General features: G+C 60.1%; 16 protein-coding genes. 13 read left to right on the forward strand and 3 right to left on the reverse strand.

The window, feature by feature from the left end:
- Positions 1 to 45: 45 nt before the first annotated feature.
- From ACZ9BC_RS14605 to ACZ9BC_RS14635, 7 genes are all read left to right on the forward strand, one after another.
- Complete coding sequence (locus ACZ9BC_RS14605; protein ID WP_476246566.1) at positions 46 to 1,389, forward strand: MFS transporter; 1,344 nt, start codon at positions 46 to 48, stop codon at positions 1,387 to 1,389.
- 40 nt (positions 1,390 to 1,429) lie between these two features.
- Complete coding sequence (locus ACZ9BC_RS14610; protein ID WP_476246567.1) at positions 1,430 to 2,758, forward strand: aspartate aminotransferase family protein; 1,329 nt, start codon at positions 1,430 to 1,432, stop codon at positions 2,756 to 2,758.
- Positions 2,755 to 3,150, forward strand: a complete 396-nt coding sequence (locus tag ACZ9BC_RS14615) for a RidA family protein (protein ID WP_476246568.1) — start codon at positions 2,755 to 2,757, stop codon at positions 3,148 to 3,150. The genes ACZ9BC_RS14610 and ACZ9BC_RS14615 overlap by 4 nt, the downstream gene beginning before the upstream one ends.
- 70 nt (positions 3,151 to 3,220) lie before the next feature.
- A complete protein-coding gene (locus ACZ9BC_RS14620) occupies positions 3,221 to 4,402 on the forward strand; it encodes an aspartate aminotransferase family protein (RefSeq protein ID WP_476246569.1) in 1,182 nt (393 codons plus the stop codon).
- Positions 4,403 to 4,978: 576 nt separating this feature from the next.
- Positions 4,979 to 7,132 (forward strand): amylo-alpha-1,6-glucosidase, encoded by a 2,154-nt coding sequence (locus ACZ9BC_RS14625; RefSeq protein ID WP_476246570.1) that lies wholly within the window; start codon positions 4,979 to 4,981, stop codon positions 7,130 to 7,132.
- 550 nt (positions 7,133 to 7,682) lie between these two features.
- Positions 7,683 to 8,105 (forward strand): hypothetical protein, encoded by a 423-nt coding sequence (locus tag ACZ9BC_RS14630; RefSeq protein WP_476246571.1) that lies wholly within the window; start codon positions 7,683 to 7,685, stop codon positions 8,103 to 8,105.
- Between the two features lie 49 nt (positions 8,106 to 8,154).
- Positions 8,155 to 8,454 carry a hypothetical protein gene (locus tag ACZ9BC_RS14635; RefSeq protein WP_476246572.1) on the forward strand — a complete coding sequence of 100 codons (300 nt, stop codon included), beginning with the start codon at positions 8,155 to 8,157 and terminating at the stop codon, positions 8,452 to 8,454.
- Positions 8,455 to 8,675: 221 nt separating this feature from the next.
- Here ACZ9BC_RS14635 and ACZ9BC_RS14640 read toward each other — a convergent pair whose 3' ends face one another.
- The 3 genes from ACZ9BC_RS14640 to ACZ9BC_RS14650 form a co-directional block, all read right to left on the reverse strand.
- Positions 8,676 to 9,104 (reverse strand): universal stress protein, encoded by a 429-nt coding sequence (locus ACZ9BC_RS14640; RefSeq protein ID WP_476246573.1) that lies wholly within the window; start codon positions 9,102 to 9,104, stop codon positions 8,676 to 8,678.
- A gap of 162 nt (positions 9,105 to 9,266) precedes the next feature.
- Positions 9,267 to 9,752, reverse strand: a complete 486-nt coding sequence (locus ACZ9BC_RS14645; protein ID WP_476246574.1) for a 6,7-dimethyl-8-ribityllumazine synthase — start codon at positions 9,750 to 9,752, stop codon at positions 9,267 to 9,269.
- Positions 9,753 to 9,786: 34 nt separating this feature from the next.
- A complete protein-coding gene (locus tag ACZ9BC_RS14650; RefSeq protein ID WP_476246575.1) occupies positions 9,787 to 10,281 on the reverse strand; it encodes a ribose-5-phosphate isomerase in 495 nt (164 codons plus the stop codon).
- Between the two features lie 147 nt (positions 10,282 to 10,428).
- Between ACZ9BC_RS14650 and ACZ9BC_RS14655 the strand changes: the two genes are divergently transcribed.
- The 6 genes from ACZ9BC_RS14655 (at position 10,429) to ACZ9BC_RS14680 (ending at position 16,708) form a co-directional block, all read left to right on the forward strand.
- Positions 10,429 to 11,307: a transketolase gene (locus tag ACZ9BC_RS14655; protein WP_430228549.1), complete on the forward strand. Its 879-nt coding sequence runs from the start codon at positions 10,429 to 10,431 to the stop codon at positions 11,305 to 11,307.
- A complete protein-coding gene (locus ACZ9BC_RS14660; RefSeq protein WP_476246576.1) occupies positions 11,304 to 12,272 on the forward strand; it encodes a transketolase family protein in 969 nt (322 codons plus the stop codon). The genes ACZ9BC_RS14655 and ACZ9BC_RS14660 overlap by 4 nt, the downstream gene beginning before the upstream one ends.
- Positions 12,265 to 13,824 (forward strand): FGGY-family carbohydrate kinase, encoded by a 1,560-nt coding sequence (locus tag ACZ9BC_RS14665; protein WP_476246577.1) that lies wholly within the window; start codon positions 12,265 to 12,267, stop codon positions 13,822 to 13,824. Before ACZ9BC_RS14660 ends, ACZ9BC_RS14665 begins: the two co-directional genes overlap by 8 nt.
- Positions 13,821 to 14,630, forward strand: a complete 810-nt coding sequence (locus ACZ9BC_RS14670; protein ID WP_476246578.1) for an SDR family NAD(P)-dependent oxidoreductase — start codon at positions 13,821 to 13,823, stop codon at positions 14,628 to 14,630. The genes ACZ9BC_RS14665 and ACZ9BC_RS14670 overlap by 4 nt, the downstream gene beginning before the upstream one ends.
- Before the next feature lie 28 nt (positions 14,631 to 14,658).
- Complete coding sequence (locus tag ACZ9BC_RS14675; protein WP_476246579.1) at positions 14,659 to 15,675, forward strand: ABC transporter permease; 1,017 nt, start codon at positions 14,659 to 14,661, stop codon at positions 15,673 to 15,675.
- Positions 15,676 to 15,751: 76 nt separating this feature from the next.
- Positions 15,752 to 16,708 (forward strand): substrate-binding domain-containing protein, encoded by a 957-nt coding sequence (locus ACZ9BC_RS14680; protein ID WP_476246580.1) that lies wholly within the window; start codon positions 15,752 to 15,754, stop codon positions 16,706 to 16,708.
- The last annotated feature ends 39 nt before the right edge of the window (positions 16,709 to 16,747 follow it).

The following is a 16,747-nucleotide window of genomic DNA, read 5'->3' on the forward strand; positions in this document are numbered from 1 at the left end:
CACCTCAAAGCATCGACAGCTTCGGCACCATCATCTGGAGGCATCATGGAAAACATTGGACAAGCAACGCACGGACGGACAAAATCTCTGCGGCGTGCCATTATGGGAAGCCTGGTTGGCACGTCCCTGGAATGGTACGACTTCTTCCTCTACGGGACGGCCGCCGCCCTCGTCTTCGGCGACGTATTTTTCCCGTCGTATGACCCTCTTACCGGAACGCTCTTATCATTCATAACATTCGCCGTGGGCTTTGCTGCCCGCCCCGTTGGCGCAGTGATAGCTGGTCACTTCGGCGACAAGATCGGACGCAAAAAAGTTCTGCTGGCCACCATCATGGTGATGGGAGTGTCAACTATCGGTATCGGACTCCTCCCAAGCTATGCGACCGCAGGAGTGATCGCTCCGATTCTGCTGGTCACGATTAGGCTCATTCAAGGTCTTGCACTTGGAGGTGAATGGGCTGGCGGGGCACTGATGATCGCCGAACGCGCACCCAAGGAACGGCGAGGCTTCCTAACAAGCTTCGTACAGGTCGGTGCGTCCATCGGCAACCTTCTGAGCACCGGAATCCTGCTGCTGATGTCCGCAGCCCTCGAACGTGACGATTTCGTTTCTTGGGGCTGGCGGGTACCGTTCCTGCTGTCGGCAGTAGTAGTTGTTGTCGGCATCTATATTCGCTTGAAAGTCACGGAGACACCTGCCTTTGATGCCTTGAAGGAAAGCGGCACCGTCAGCAAATCCCCCGTGCTCGAGCTGTTGCGGCGTCAGCCCCTCGACGTCCTTCGCGTGATTGGGATCCGGGCCGGCGCGGACATTATGTTCTACCTGCTCATTACCTTCCTCCTGACCTACATTTCGAAAACCCTGGGCTTGCCCGCTACGGTTGGCCTCACCGCGGCGATGCTTGGAGCGGGCATGCAACTCCTGACGTACCCGGCCTTCGCCGCGCTAAGCGATCGCTTCGGTCGCAAACCCGTGACCATCTTCGGCGCTGTCGGGGCGATCATCTGGATGGTCGTCGCCTTCTTCCCGCTGGTCGATACCAAATCCGTCGGCTTGATCATCCTTGCCGTGCTGGTCGGTCTCGTCTTCCACTCTGCGATGTACGGCGTCCAGGCAGTGTGGATCTGCGAGCTATTTGACGCCAAACACCGTTACAGCGGCGCTTCGCTGGGATATCAGCTCGCCGGCATCGTTGGCGGCAGCCTGGCACCTACCATCGCGATCGGTCTTCTGCAGATCTTCGGTTCCACAACTGCCATCATCGTCTACGTCTGCATCGCTCTGGCCATTGTCGCGATGACGGCTGCCTTCACCCGGGAAACCCGGGGAGTGAGGATGCATGACCACGAGGAACAGCAAGCTGCGGAAACATCTGTCCGCGCCTAGTGTCCGGCCGCCGGCCACACCAAATGAATTAGGAAGACTTATGACCAGCACAAGCACGCTGAAGGCACTCGAGGATGAGTGGATGGATACGTATCACCAGCGAAATGCCCGATCGAAGGCGGCGAATGAGTCCGCACAGAGTTTTATTGCCAAAGGTCAGCGAACACGGTTCAACTCAGGAATGCCGTATCCCGTCTACATTCAGCAAGGATCGGGTTCCCATTTCACCGACGTAGATGGCAATGACATCCTGGACTGCAACGCTGGGTGGAACGCAAGCTTTGTTGGACGGTCCCACCCGATCGTGACCGCCGCAGTGCACGACGCAATGAACCAACTGGGGGCGCCTGGAGGCGCAATGCACCCCTCCCCCATTCGGGATGAATTCGCGCAACAGTTGTGCGAACGCGTCCCGGGTGCGGAACGGGTCGTCTTCGCCCCCTCCGGCTCGGAAGCGAATACATACGCCCTACGTCTCGCCCGATCCTTTACAGGACGCCAGACCGTCATCAGGGTAGCTGGTGGCTTCCATGGCCAACACGACGCCCTCCTCGGCGAACAATCATCAAAAGCGGGTATCTCACCAACTGCACACAACAACATCATCACCGTGCCGTTCAATGATCTCGCAGCCGTCAACGAGGCCCTGGACCTCCATTCGGGGTCAGTCGCGGCAGTAATCGCTGAGCCCATGATGACAATCCCCGGCGCTGTGCACCAGAGAAACGGGTTCCTCAAAGGCCTCCGCTCGGCCACACAGCGCCACGGAACTCTCTTCATCCTTGACGAGGTCATCACTGGATGTCGGTTCGCTGTCGGCGGCGCAAGTGAGTACTACGGCTTTGAAGCGCCGGACCTGATCGTCATGGGCAAAATGCTTGGGGGCGGCCTGCCTGTCGCTGTAGTGACCGGGCGGGCCGATATTCTTGAGCAACCGATTAGCGCATCAAACACGCATGCTCAAAATCCTGTTGCCCTTGCCGCAGCCGTAGCTACGATGCGGATAACAACCAGGGAGGTATTCGCAGAAGCGGCAGCTAAGGGCGAAAAGCTGCGCGAGGCCCTACGAGGCCTCTCGGCAAGGCTTGCAATTCCGCTGGCAGTCACTGGTGACGGCCCGTGCGTGGGCCTCCACTTTACCAGTGAAGAAGTCGTTGATTTCGCGTCAGCCCAACGTGCAGACCATCGATTGTGGCGCCTAATGTGCTTGGGACTGGCCAACACTGGGCTCGGCCTTACCAGCAGGACCTTTGGTCCGAATGCTGTCTGGACTGATGAAGATCTCGAATTTGCCGTCCAAGCCTTCACCTCGACTCTCACTGCAATTTCGAGAGCACAGAAAGATACATTGCAGGAGGCCAGCGTATGACACCTCCAATAAAGAGGGCGGAAGTGTTGTGCGTTGACGTACCGAGCCCCCGCGGTCACTTTTCGCACGCCGTAATCGCCGGAAATCTTGTGCACGTCTCCGGCCTGCTCGGCTTTGACGCCTCAGGACAGCTCCCTGAACCGGGGGACATCGAAGCCCAGACAGCGAGAATATTGGACTCACTCGAGTCGATCCTTCTTGCAGCAGGTTCTTCTCCAGCCTTCCTGGTAAAGCTCACTGTCTACGTCACCGACATCAGTGAACGTTCCGCAGTGAACAGGCTGCGGGCTGATCGCTGGCCAGACACAAAACCGGCCAGCACCCTTGTCGAAGTCAGTGACTTGGCCGCCGAAGGCGCCGTCATCGAAATCGATGCCGTCGCCGTACGCTGACCCGCAGTCCCTGGCCTACACAAGCAGGCCAGGGACTGCCCCAACGCCCCAGCTGAAGAGAATTGACACAATGCCAACGTCCACCAAACACTTGCCGGACATTTTCGATCGAGCCAAGAAGGTCATGCCAGGCGGCAACACTCGTTCGACCGTGTTCGTCCCCCCTCGTCCACCCTATGCCGTCGAAGGTTCCGGCGCCCTTGTCACCGATGAAACCGGACGATCGGTCATCGACTGCAACAACAACTACACATCCCTGATTCATGGGCATGCCCATGAAGAAGTCCTTGACGTCGCTCTTGATGCCGCGAAAAAGGGAACTGCATTCGGCCTGCCGACCAGGTACGAAGTCGACATGGCTGAGTCTCTTGCAGAACGCACCGGTATCCAGCAGTGGCGCTTCTGCAACTCGGGAACTGAAGCCGTTCTTATGATGCTTCGCGCAGCGCGAGCCCACACAGGTCGCGACATCATCATCCGCTTCGAGGGCAGTTACCACGGCACCGGCGATGAAGTTGTGGACCAAAAATCATTGGGCGTCCCGGCTTCGACACGACAATCTGTTCTTGTGCTCCCCCAAAACGACCTCCAGGCCCTTGCGGATGCACTCCAAAACCACAGCCACAGAACTGCAGCGGTTCTTATCGACCTGATGCCTAACCGCGCGGGGCTGCAACCAGCAACCCATGAATTCGTCCAAGCGCTGAGGGCACTCACACGGCACTACGACGTGCTGTTAGCGGTAGACGAAGTGATCAGCCTTCGCCTTAGCTGGGGAGGGTTTCATAAACATTATGGGGTAGAGCCGGATTTGATCTCGGTAGGGAAGATCATCGGAGGCGGATTTCCCGCCGGAGCGATCGGCGGAAGCCCCGACATTCTCAAGACGTTCAGCCCAACAACGAGTGGCAACGTCATGTGGGGTGGTACATTCACCGCCAACCCCGTGACTATGGCAGCTGGCCTCACTGCCCTTCGCCTATATGACGAAGAAGCAGTATCAGATCTGAACATCCGAGGCGACCACTTGCGCCGTCAACTGAAATCCGCGGGAATTCCGGTCAACGGCTTCGGATCACTGATGCGCATAGTCACCCCAAACATCGAATCCCTATGGTGGAATCTCTACGATAAGGGCGTCCTGGCCGGCTCCAATGGACTCCTTGCCCTCTCAACAGCAATGACCGATGACCACATCCAACAAGTCGCAGAAGCGGTCGTTTGCAGTACCGCTGACTTATCAGTCAAATGAACCTGCTTTAAATAGAGAGAGCTGGCCGGTCAGTGCAGACAACCACAACCAAAGCGGCTCTGCTGCTTTTGACCTTCATCTGGAATAGGCCAGAACTCGGTGGTCCCGGAACGGATAATCACGGCCAGATCCGGGACCACTGATCATCATTCAAAAGATGTAAGCGGCAGCCTTCAACCGCCGAAATTCCGCAACTTCGATCCTTTCGAAACGCTGCGTCAAACAGCAGCAACGATTCGAGCGGCTGAATTGGCACAAGAAAGGTGGGTCGCCACGCGTAGCGGTTCCAATCCGACAGCTCTACTCTTTCATGAACGATCCGCACCTTGGCCAGCCGGCTCCGCGCGCACAGACCCGAGCGTTCAACACGTGATGGCCCTTGCGCTGGTTCATCCTCAGCCCCATCCTCATGATGTCCACGCCTGGCCACTTCGCGACTTTCCCATTAGTGAAAGCGGGGGTGGCGCCCCGCATGGGACGAGAGTAGCGTCAATATCGGTGAAGGCAGCGGCCACCAGCCAAACACGAAGAGCCAAGCCACAACACCTCCAGTGTCGGAAGCATGAAGGAGCCGGGATGGCTGGATGGAATGCTGACACAGCAGCCGGTCCGCTGGGCGGGACGGTCACGCTGGTGGAAGGACCGAACTTCTGCATTTCCTCCGCCAATGGTGACATCTTTCCCGAGTACCCTCACGGGGTTTTTTACGAGGACACACGCATCCTGTCTCGCTGGAACCTGACTGTTAACGGACAAATGCTGGAGCCCTTGGCGGCGGAGACTAAGGAGCCCTACCGGGCCCTGCTGGCCGGACGTGTGCCGCACTCGGACGGGCGCCCGGACAGTTCGCTCATCGTCGAGCGGGTGAGGGAAATCGGGGGCGGGCTTCTGGAGCAAATAACGGTTCTGAACTACTCGAGGCAGCCCGCCGAGTGCGTGGTTGCCCTGACTGTCGAATCGGATTTCGCAGACATCTTCGAAGTCAAGGGAGCCAAGATCCAGAGACAGTGGAACGAGACACGGCAGGTGGACGGGGACTCCCTAATCATCCAGGCAACTTGGAAGGACGTCCGCAAGGGGGTCATCGTCAAGGCCGACGGCGGCGCCGTCACCGCAGAGGCAATAATCTACAAGAAGAGCGTTCCGCCGCATGACCGCTGGACGACGCTATTGAGCGTGGCGCCCGTCCTGGACGGGACGAGAGGACTTGCGCCTACTATTCATCCCGATGTGGACGGCTTGTCCCCACGTGACCGCCGTCGGCAGGAATGGGTGGCAAGAATTCCCTTGCTAGAAATGGGAAACCGCTCAATTCAGCGGACCTTACGGCGTAGCTACGACGACTTGGGTTCCTTGCGTATTGAGGATCCGAACCACCCAGATCGGGTAGTGGTTGCCGCCGGGGCTCCCTGGTTTATGACTTTATTCGGGCGAGACTCTCTGTGGTCATCCCTCATGGCCCTCCCGGTTGATCCTTCTATGGCCTTAGGCACGCTGCAGACGCTCGCTGACCGCCAGGGCAGCGTGGTGGACCTGATGAGCGAGGAGGAGCCAGGCAAAATATTGCATGAAGTCAGAATGGACGTGTCCAGTGGGCTGGCCTTGGGCGGGAAGTCCGCGTATTACGGAAGCGTCGATGCCACGCCGTTGTTCCTGATGGTACTTGGGGAGGTGAGCCGGTGGGGTTTCGGTTCGGAGACCATCGCCGCGCTGCAACCCCACGCCGATCGTGCGATGGAATGGATCCGTAATTACGGGGACAGGGATGGAGATGGCTTTGTCGAGTATGCTCGCCTCAACGACCAGGGATTGATCAACCAAGGCTGGAAAGACTCGTGGGACGGCATCAACTTTGCCGACGGGACCCTCGCTGAGCCGCCGATCGCCTTATGCGAGGTCCAAGGCTACGTCTACGGCGCCTGTCTGGCGGCGGCATGGATGGCCTTCGAGGCCGGCGACCGGGAAAAGGCAGCTGACCTACGGGATCGTGCGGCTCGGCTGAAGCGGCAATTCAACGAACAGTTCTGGCTGCCAGACAAAGGCTATTACGCCGTCGCACTGGACCGCGACAAGCGACCAGTCGATGCCTGCGCGTCCAACATGGGCCACTGCCTGACGACCGGTATCGTCGACGAAGTCAAAGCACCACTGGTCGTGGAACGGCTAATGTCCCCCCAGATGTTTAGCGGTTGGGGGGTGCGCACCTTGGCATCCGACATGGGCGCTTACAACCCGGCCAGCTACCACAATGGGGCGGTATGGCCCCACGACAACGCGATTATCCAAGTCGGTCTCATGCGCTACGGATTCGTGACGGAGGCGCAACGGATCTCGACGGCACTCCTGGAGGCCGCGGAGTTTTCGGCGGGGCGCCTTCCAGAATTGTTCTGCGGCTTCAGCCGGGAGCAGTTTTCCTCGCCCGTACCCTATCCCACGGCATGTTCCCCACAGGCGTGGGCGGCCACGACACCCATAATGCTCGTGACAACATTAATGCGCTATGATCCCGACGTTTCCTCCGGCGGCGTCTGGATGGACCCTGTCCTCCCGGAATCCTACGGCGACCTGCACATCACGAACGCCCCTATGGGGTCCAGTCGTGTGACTATCGATATCTCCGGCTCAGCGGTATCGATTCAGGGACTGCCTGAGGGAATGGTGTTCCATCGAGGATACCTCCCGTGGGTGGGTGACCTGATGGAACAGGCTGCACCTCAGTCAGAGAAATAATCGGCGCATAAGGTTTTTCCGCCTACATGCCGAGGCGCGTGTGCTGACAGAAGACAGCGGTTGCCCGGGCGCGCCGCACATTCACGCATGCCGTGTCCCAATTTGGCACAATGCGCCTTGATCAGCGGCAAGCATACTCAATTGACGCTGCTGTTGCCTACTTCAGCGCGAGCCGAACCACTCGACCCTGCGCAAACGGAATCAAGGAGAAGATAGTTGTTGGATAGCCATTACTCGCTCGCTTTTCTTCTGGCGGGTCGAGACGTTAACGGCGCTCGGAGCGCTCTTCCGGATGCGCCGACTATCACGGATCAAGACCAGCTTCTGTTTCCGTGGTCAAGGAATCTGAGAGCGCGCATTGCTACTGCACTGCACCGGGCAGCATGGGCTATTGAGTCTGCCGATAACACGCGCTGAAGTCACTCGTTGCTGCACCCCCACGAGTAGCTGGAACGATCAATGGTCGGATACTTGCACGCGTGGTCGAGTGTTCCTCCTGCTAGGGCACACCCAACCTGACGAAACGGAACCTTTGTGTCTAACCACCACGATGAAGCAGCAGCTTGAGGCGAGGAAGTCCATGCCCCGCAGCTCAAAGAAAGGCGACGATCTTCCAATCAGGGAGTGGGGAGAGCCGGAAGGCTGCTTCGTCATGGTTGGACCGGCGCAGCCCTTCCAGTCGGAAAGTGTAGTGGTTGTCCTTGGCGTGCTGTATCCAAATGTCCTCCCACAGCTTGTCGCTGTTAGCACCCACCTTGACCTGGTACTTCTACCTCCCGGCTTGACCGCCGGCCGGCAAAGCACGGACGTTGTCTTTTACGACCCGCTGTCTTCTAGTTGGAACGGTGACGAGGTACCCCTAGCCGTGAAGTATCGAAGGAAGTCCAAGGGCGATGGTTACGCAAATCCCACCCAGGCCCAGAACGCTGTTGCCCGCGATCTGGCGTTGCTTTCGTGGAGAAAACGCGAGTAGTCGCTTGCTCTCGACTGCCATCATTCTCGGATGTTACTTAAAACTCTCCTTGACCAACAAGTCCCCACCGAAGGAAACAAGGAAGGGCTCCCTGACGCCAATGTCTTTCGAAATCTTCGACTGGAACAGGCTTAGACCCGGTGATGAGGTTGAGGCGCTCGATGGTGGTCTGGTCATTGCACGTGGAGTAATCGAAGAGTTGGCTTCCGATCAAGGGATCATCCGGCTCAGGCTCTCCTATGGGAGAAGTGAACGAACATACCGCCGGGAAGCCGGCTGGCAGGTTCGTCCTATTCGCCGGGAATGGAGCCAAGCCGTGAAGGCTGATTTCAAGCCGTGGATAACCTGAATTGAACCCCGGCCCTGCCGGATCAGAGCCGCCCCCAGTTCCGGCCTCGTGATCAGCAACGGGTTTGCCGGCCGAGGCAGGTTGACGGCATATCCGGTATCGGCGCTTTATATCCCCTGTGAGTGGGGCGGTTGCAGGCCTTCACTTTCGGCGTCGCTGGCGCCGTCACCCCAGCACCGGGAGCGCGCCGCCAAAAGTTAAGGAATGCCGGCTGGTGACTGTTAGTCGGCGTCGTAGGTGTTGGCTATGTAAACGTCGCATGGTGCGTTGTGCGCCACGCTGTTTGCCACACTGCCCAGGACGCGTCCTATTCCCTGCATCCTGCGGTTGCCAACAACGATAACGCGGGCCTCCACGCGGATGGCCTCTTGGATGAGGGCATCCGCGGGCCGGCCCCTGGCCGCGGAGTAGGTCACTTTGACGTGTTCGCCGAGGGACTCTGCGACAGTCCTTGCAATGTGCTCGGCTGCATCGAAAGCGGTGACGGTCAATCTGTCACTGCCACTGCCGACCACTTCGGTCCGGTCAGTGTCAAAGGCCGACACCACGTGGAGCGATGCGTTTAGGGCCGCTGCCAGGTCACGCGCCGACTCGGCTGCCTTCTTTGCTGTCCCGCTCTCGTCGACCCCTACAACGATGATTCCACTCATGTGCATGTTCCTTTGCTCAGTTTCTGCGGCATTAGTAAGACAAAACAAGGCTTTAGTGCTTCTGGTTCGTGTACCTGCCAACGGCCCCTTCTCTCCTGCTTCGCGAAAATCACTTGACGAAGAGTTATCAGTGGCTCTCGGAAGGCGGCGAGGAGATGAGTGTCAGGCGTGAAGGGAGCCCAGCGTCGTGAGAGTTGAGGCGAGAGCGTCTGCCAATTCCTTCCCCTTGGTCACGAAATGCTGGGAAAAGTAGTTGCGGTGCTCTTCGTGCTCGTGAAAATTGTGGGGAGTCAGGACACCGGAAAATACCGGCACATCCGTTTCCAATTGCACCCTCATGAGGGCGTCCACGACGCTTTGTGCGACAAATTCGTGGCGATAAATTCCACCGTCTACTACGAGGGCGGAGGTAGCAACAGCGTCGTATTGACCGGACGTTGCCAGCCGTCGGACGAGCAGCGGAATTTCGAAGGCACCAGGAACTTGGTGCACATCCACGTTGGTAATCCCGAGCTCTTGGAGACGCGCCTGGAAGCTCTCGACGGCACGATCAACGATGTCAGCATGCCAGCGGGCACTGACGATCGCTACGCGGGAGGAGGAGGTGGCCTGAGGTGACACGGAAAGGTCCTTTCTTTGGGAAGTCATTGGAGGATTCTTTCACGCTAATACTGGCCTTGGTTTATTCGTGGACAGTGCCCGTGGTTTCGTACTGGGCGATCTTCGCAATGCGGCGCAAGTGCCTCTCGTCTTCTGAGAAGGGCTCCTGCAGGAAGGCGTCAATAAGGGCGGTTGCGTCGTCCACGCTGTGCTGGCGGCCTCCAACTGCTACCACGTTGGCGTCATTATGCTGCCGGGCCAACTTCGCCGTGGACGGATTCCAGGCAAGGGCCGCCCTGATGCCCCTGACCTTGTTGGCCGCTATCTGCTCGCCGTTTCCTGACCCTCCCAGAACAATGCCCAAAGCCGCACGACCAGCTGCCTGATCCGTTACCACAGCCTGGGCAGCATTGATGCAAAAGAGGGGGTAGTCGTCCAAGGGGTCGTACTCCTTGGGCCCGTGATCAATCACCTCATAGCCCTGCGACTTCAAATGGCCAACAAGGTGGGCACTCAGCTCCATCCCCGCGTGATCGGTAGCTATATGGACGCGCAGCAGAGAGGTATTTGAGGACATAGGAGAATTCCGTTCAGTAGTTGCCCCCCCTGGTGCAGAGGGATCTAAGAGCAGGATGTCCCCACCCTACAAGCGCGAGGGGTTGACTTTGCAACTGTGGCATCCGTAACATATTCACATACAGTCACTACTGAATGGATATGCACAATGCTTACTGCAGATGCTTCACAGGCCGCGGCGTGGCGGTCTCTTCGAGAAGATCTACTGGCGGGTGACGCCTCCTTCCGCGCCGAGAAACTGCACGAGCGGGCGCAGGCAACGCGGCGCTCCATCCTTGAGATGATTGCCACGGCCGGTCAGGGTCACATCGGTGGAGACTTCTCCGTTACCGATATCCTCACGGTCCTTTTCGATGCGGTTCTCAATGTTGATCCCGAAGATCCCCGCAAGGACGGCCGCGACCAGTTCGTTCTCAGTAAGGGCCACTGCGCAGCAGCGCTGTACTCCACCCTTGCCCACTGCGGCTTCTTCTCCGCCGATGAGCTGAAGACGTTCATGGAACCTCTCTCGGCTTTGAACGGGCACCCAAACCGCGTCAAGGTCCCTGGTGTTGAGACCAACACCGGACCCCTGGGCCACGGCCTTCCCGTAGCTGTGGGTGCTGCCATCGGCGCCAAGCTCCGCGGGAACGGCGCCAACGTCTACGTCGTCCTGGGCGACGGTGAGATGCAGGAAGGCAGCAACTGGGAGGCGCTGATGTCCGCGTCACACCAGAAACTGGACAACCTTCACGTCATCGTTGACCGCAACCGGCTCCAGCAGGGCGCACGGACCGAGGACACCAACGGACTTGATCCGCTCGATGCCCGCCTCGCCTCTTTCGGTTTAGAGGTCAGGGTTATCGACGGCCACGACTACAACGCCCTCATTGAGGCAATGGCTCCTTCGACCACCGGTTCCCCGGTCGGTGTCATCGCCAATACGACCAAGGGCAAAGGCGTGTCCTTCATCGAGGACCGCGTTGAATGGCACCACAAGGTGCCGTCCGCAGAACAGACCACCCAGGCATTCCAGGAGCTCTCATGACCACGACCACTGTGCTCAAAGAAGCACCCACTTTCGACAACCGGCAGGATTTCGCCGATGAGCTGATCCGGCTGGCCCGGACGGATGAACGCGTCGTCGCGGTCTGCAACGATTCGGTCGGGTCGAGCAACCTCACGAAGTTCCGGGACGAATTCCCGGACCGGCTGATTAACGTCGGCATCGCCGAGCAGAACATGGTCGGCGTCGGCGCCGGCCTGGCTAACGCCGGACTCATCCCCTTCGTTTGCGCTGCCGGCCCCTTCCTAACCGGGCGGTCCCTGGAGCAGATCAAAGCTGATGTCGCATACAGCCAGCACCACGTCATCCTTTGCGGGATGAGCCCAGGCATGGCCTACGGCGAACTCGGCCCCACCCACCACTCCGTTGAGGACTTCTCCTGGCTCCGCGCCCTCCCGGGTCTGGATATTGTCGTCCCGGCCGACGGTGACCAAACCCGCGCTGCTGTGCGCAACGCCGTCACCAACCCGCGCCCCACCTACATCCGTGTCGGCCGCTTCAAGGTCCCCAAGGTATCGGACCATGATTCGAGCTTTGAACGCGGCAAGTTCGTCACCGCCCGCGAAGGTTCAGACGCGACCATCATTGCCACCGGCACCGAAGTTTCCCGCGCCCTGTGGGCAGCAGCTTCGCTGGATGCAGAGGGTATCTCGACCCGTGTGCTGAACGCTACCTACCTGAGCCCGCTCGATGAGGAAGCCATTGTCACTGCGGCCCGTGAAACAGGTGCGATTGTCACCGCGGAGGAAGCCAATGTCGCCGGCGGCCTGGGCGCGGCAGTTGCCAGCGTAGTCGGTCAGCTTGAGGACGGCGCCCGTGTGCCCCTCCGTATCCTGGGGCTCAAGGACTTCGCTCCTACCGGCAGCACCCAGTACCTGCTGGGACACTTCGGTCTCGAGGCTGATGACATTGCCAAAGCAGTACGTGGAGCTTTGAACCGTGTCTAGCCAGAACCGTGCCGCCGCCGGGTCCTGTGTCGTCGTTGCAGTGGACCAGGGTACGAGCGCAACCAAGGCACTCATCATGGACGCGGCCGGTGACATCCTCGGCCGCGCCCATGTGAGCCTGACCCAGCAGCACCCGCAGCCGGGTTGGGTGGAGCAGGACCCGCTGGCCATCAAGGACAGCGTCTTCTCCGCCATTGGTCAGAGCCTGAAGCCCCTTGATTCAAAGTCGGTGCTGGGTATCGGTCTGAGCACCCAGCGCGAGTCAATCATGATCTGGGACAGGGCCACCGGACAGCCGCTTGGTCCGATCCTTGGCTGGCAGGACCGCCGGACCGCCCAGCGGGCGAAGGAACTGATCAACGATGGTGCCGGCCCGTTGGTGCAGCGTGTCAGCGGACTGCCGATTGACCCGATGTTCTCGGCCCTGAAACTTCAGTGGCTGCTGGACAGCGTTGACCCCGATCGCCGGCTTAGCCTGGGCGGTAAGATCGCGGCGGGCACGGTCGATTCATGGCTCGTCTTCTCCCTCACGGGCCAGCACCGCATCGAAGCTGGTAACGCCAGCCGCACCCAGCTCATGAACCTGGACAGCGTGGACTGGGACACCGAACTCCTCGATCTCTTCCGCATCCCGGCGCAGGTACTGCCGGAGATCGTGGCTTCCAACGAGCCAAGCTCTCCGCTGACCGTCTCCGACGCTGCCGGTGCACCCGTCTGCGCAGTACTGGGTGACTCCCATTCCGCGCTGTACGCCCACGGCGTACGGGAGCCCGGAACGGTGAAGGCCACCTACGGTACGGGCAGTTCCATCATGGGTCTGTTGACGGAAGCTGCACAGTCGGCGCCGTTGGCCGGGCTGGTCAGGACGCTGGCATGGCACGACGGATCCCCACGGTACGCCTTCGAGGGCAACATTCTGGCCACTGGAGCCACCGCCATGTGGCTCGCTCAGGTGCTCGATGCCGACGTCGCGCACCTGGACTCCCTGGCCAGGACCGTGGAGAGCAGCGGCGGGGTGAACATCGTTCCTGCCTTCGCTGGGCTGGGAGCGCCATGGTGGGACGAACGTGCCGAAGCTGCGATCAGCGGCTTCAATCTCGGTACATCAACCGCTCACCTGGCGAGGGCGGCATTCGAGTCGATTGCCCTGCAGATTGAAGATGTTTTGACGGCGGCGGAGAAGTCGATCTCCACACCGATCCGGTCCGTTCTCGCCGATGGCGGCCCTACGTCAAACAGCTGGTTGATGCAGTTGCAGTCGGATCTGAGCCAGCGCACCGTCTTGCGCAGTACGGTACCTGACCTTTCCGCTTTGGGTGTCGCCCACATGGCAGCCATTCAAAGCGGCCTGTGCACCGCTGAGGATATTAAGGCCGTGCCACGCAATCGAACGGAGGTCCGCCCGGAGATAACTGCCGGAGAGGCCGCTGCACGGAAACTGAGCTGGTCACGAGCTGTCGCACGCGCCCGCTGGACTCCTCCTGCCGAAACCGGCGGGGATGAACGGCAGGACGCCACGTTAGTGGCCACAGTGAAAGGAGCAGGTAAGTGACAAACCTGATTGGGTCGGAAATATTCGCCGGACACTTCAAAGGCCGCCGCGCCTTGGTCACGGGCGGAGGCAGCGGCATCGGCCTGGGAATCGCCCAGGCGTTCGCCGAGGCCGGCGCGTCCGTGCTCCTGGTTGACCGCAGCCCGAAAGTCGCTGACTCAGCCGCGGCGCTCCGCGAGGCAGGATACGACGTTGAACACGCAGTAGCCGACGTCACCAACGAGGAACAAGTTAAGGGAGCGTTCGCACGGGTCGTCGAACTATGGGACGGGTTGGACATCCTGGTCAACAACGCCGGGATCATTACGATCTCCAACCTCGAAGATCTCAGCGTTGATGAATTCAACAGGGTGCTCAACGTGAACACCACGGCCGTCTTCCTGTGCTGCAGGGAAGCAGCCCCACTGCTGAAGGCAAGCAGCAACGGCGTAATCCTCAACGCTTCCAGCGGGCAGGGACGTCAGGGCTTCATCTTCACTCCGCACTACGCAGCGAGCAAGTTCGGAGTCATAGGACTAAGCCAGTCCCTGGCCAAGGAGCTCGCTCCGTCCGGGGTCCGGGTCAACAGCTACTGCCCCGGCATCGTCAAGACCGAGATGTGGGAGTACAACGACCGCGAATGGGGCAGCCGGCTGGGCAACTACAAGCCTGGTGAGCTCATTCAGGAATGGATTGACGGTATTCCACTGAAACGGCCCGCCGAAGCCACCGACGTGGCAAACCTTTTGCTTTTCTTGGCTTCCGACGCAGGAAGCTACATCACCGGACAGGCCATCAATATTGATGGCGGAATGTTCATGAACTAGCCCATCTCAACTGCCAACGGAGTCAATCATGAGTCAACAAGTAGCACACCGCCCGGGCGGAGTGGATCCTGCGGGAACCGACGCCAAAGCACCTCTTTTCTCCAACCTCAGCGCACGTCTGTTCTCCGGAAGCGGCGGCGCCCTGCTCGGCCTGATCGCCCTGTTCATCGTCCTGAGCTTCGCCTCGCCCTTCTTCCTGACCAGCCGCAACCTCATCAACATCCTGGACCAGGTGACCGTTCTTGGCATCCTGTCCGTCGGAGCAACTGCGGTCATCATCACTGGTGGCATCGACCTGTCTGTGGGTGCCATCCTTGGACTCTCGACAATGGTCCTGGGCTGGCTCTCCCACCAGGGCGGCTGGCCGATGTGGGCCTCCATGCTGGCAGCCATCGCAGTGGGTGCCCTCGCCGGTTCCCTTAACGGCCTGGGCATTACCTACGCCAAACTGCCGCCGTTCATCGCCACGTTGGCCATGCTCTCCATAGCCCGCGGTCTGGCGAACCTGATCACCGATGGCCAGCAGATCGTCGGATACCCCGAATGGTTCTTCAACCTCTCCTCCGAACGGTACCTCGGCTTCTTCTCGGTGACCCTGATAGTCGTCGCAGCCCTATACCTCGCGGCCTGGGCCTGGTTGAAGTACCGTGCATCGGGACGTTCGATCTACGCCATTGGCGGCGGTGCCGAAGTGGCTCGCCTGGCAGGAATCCATGTCAAGAAGGTCACCATCTGGGTCTATGTCTTTGCAGGCGCCCTGGCCGGCCTCGGCGGCATCGCCCTGGCCAGCCGACTTGACTCCTCCCAGCCCAGTGCCGGAGTCGGCTATGAGCTGGACGTCATCGCCGCCGTCGTTATCGGCGGCGCGAGCCTCAACGGCGGCGTCGGGCGCATCGGCGGAACAATCATCGGCGTGCTGCTGATCGGCGTGCTGCGCAACGGCCTGAACCTCCTGGGGGTTTCACCGTTCATCCAGCAGATTGTCATCGGCCTCGTCATCGCCATCGCCGTGATGGCAGACGTGCTCCGCCGCAAGCGCTCCTAGTCCCCCTCCGGGGCGCCCTGTCGTCAGACGCCCCGGAGGGCCCAAACACCCTGTTTTATCAAAGGAGATATTCAAAATGTTCAAAAAAATAGCACTCATGGCCGTGACCGTCGCGACCAGCGTTTCCCTGGCCGCCTGCGGCGGCGGGGATGCAGGAGCCGGCGGAGGCGGCGGAAACGAGCAGAAGACGATCGGCCTGGCGGTAGCCAACCAGCAGGCAGACTTCTTCAACCAGATCCGCCAGTCAGTCGAAGCAGCAGCCAAGGAACAAAACGTTAAGGTTGTCGTCGCTGACGCCAAGGGCGATTCCAACACCCAGGTATCCCAGATCCAGGACTTCATCACCCAGCAGGTCGACGCGATCATCTACATTCCCGCCGGCGCCACCGCGGCCACCGTCCCGGTCCGTGCCGCAAAGTCCGCTAACATCCCGATCGTGGCCGTGGACCGCAACCCGGAAGGAGCACCCGGTAACACCTTCATCGCAACCGACAGCGTCGCCGCCGCCAAGGAACTGGGCGAATGGGTAGGAAAGACGGTCAACGGCCAGGGCAAACTGGGCGTGATTCAGGGCCAGATCGGTACCACCCCCGAACAGGCCCGTGACGAGGGCTTCAAGGCCGGCGTCGCCCAGTTCCCGGGAATCCAGGAAGTAGCACGCCAGGCCTCGCAGCAGTGGGCACAGGATGAGGGCTACCAAATCGCTACCGACATGATTCAGGCCAACCCCGGCATCAACATCTTCTTCGGCCGCGCCGACGCGCTTGCCCTGGGAGCTGCCCAGGCGGTCCGCAACGCGGGCGTCGAAGGTGCGACCATCGTCGGGTTCGACGGCGACAAGGCAGGCCTGGAAGCTGTCAAGAACGGAACACTGGCAGCCACCATCACCCAGCCCACCCAGGCAATGGGCAAACTCGCCCTGGAATCTGCAATCAAGCTGGCAAACGGTGAAGAAGTTCCCTCCGAGCAGCTTCAGGAGGGCGTCCTGACAACCAAGGAAAACGTCGACGGCTTCATCGCCAACCACCCCTAACCCAACAGCGGGCGGCGCCTGACAACGGCGCCGCCCGCC

The sequence above is a fragment of the Pseudarthrobacter sp. TE3704 genome (assembly GCF_056279405.1).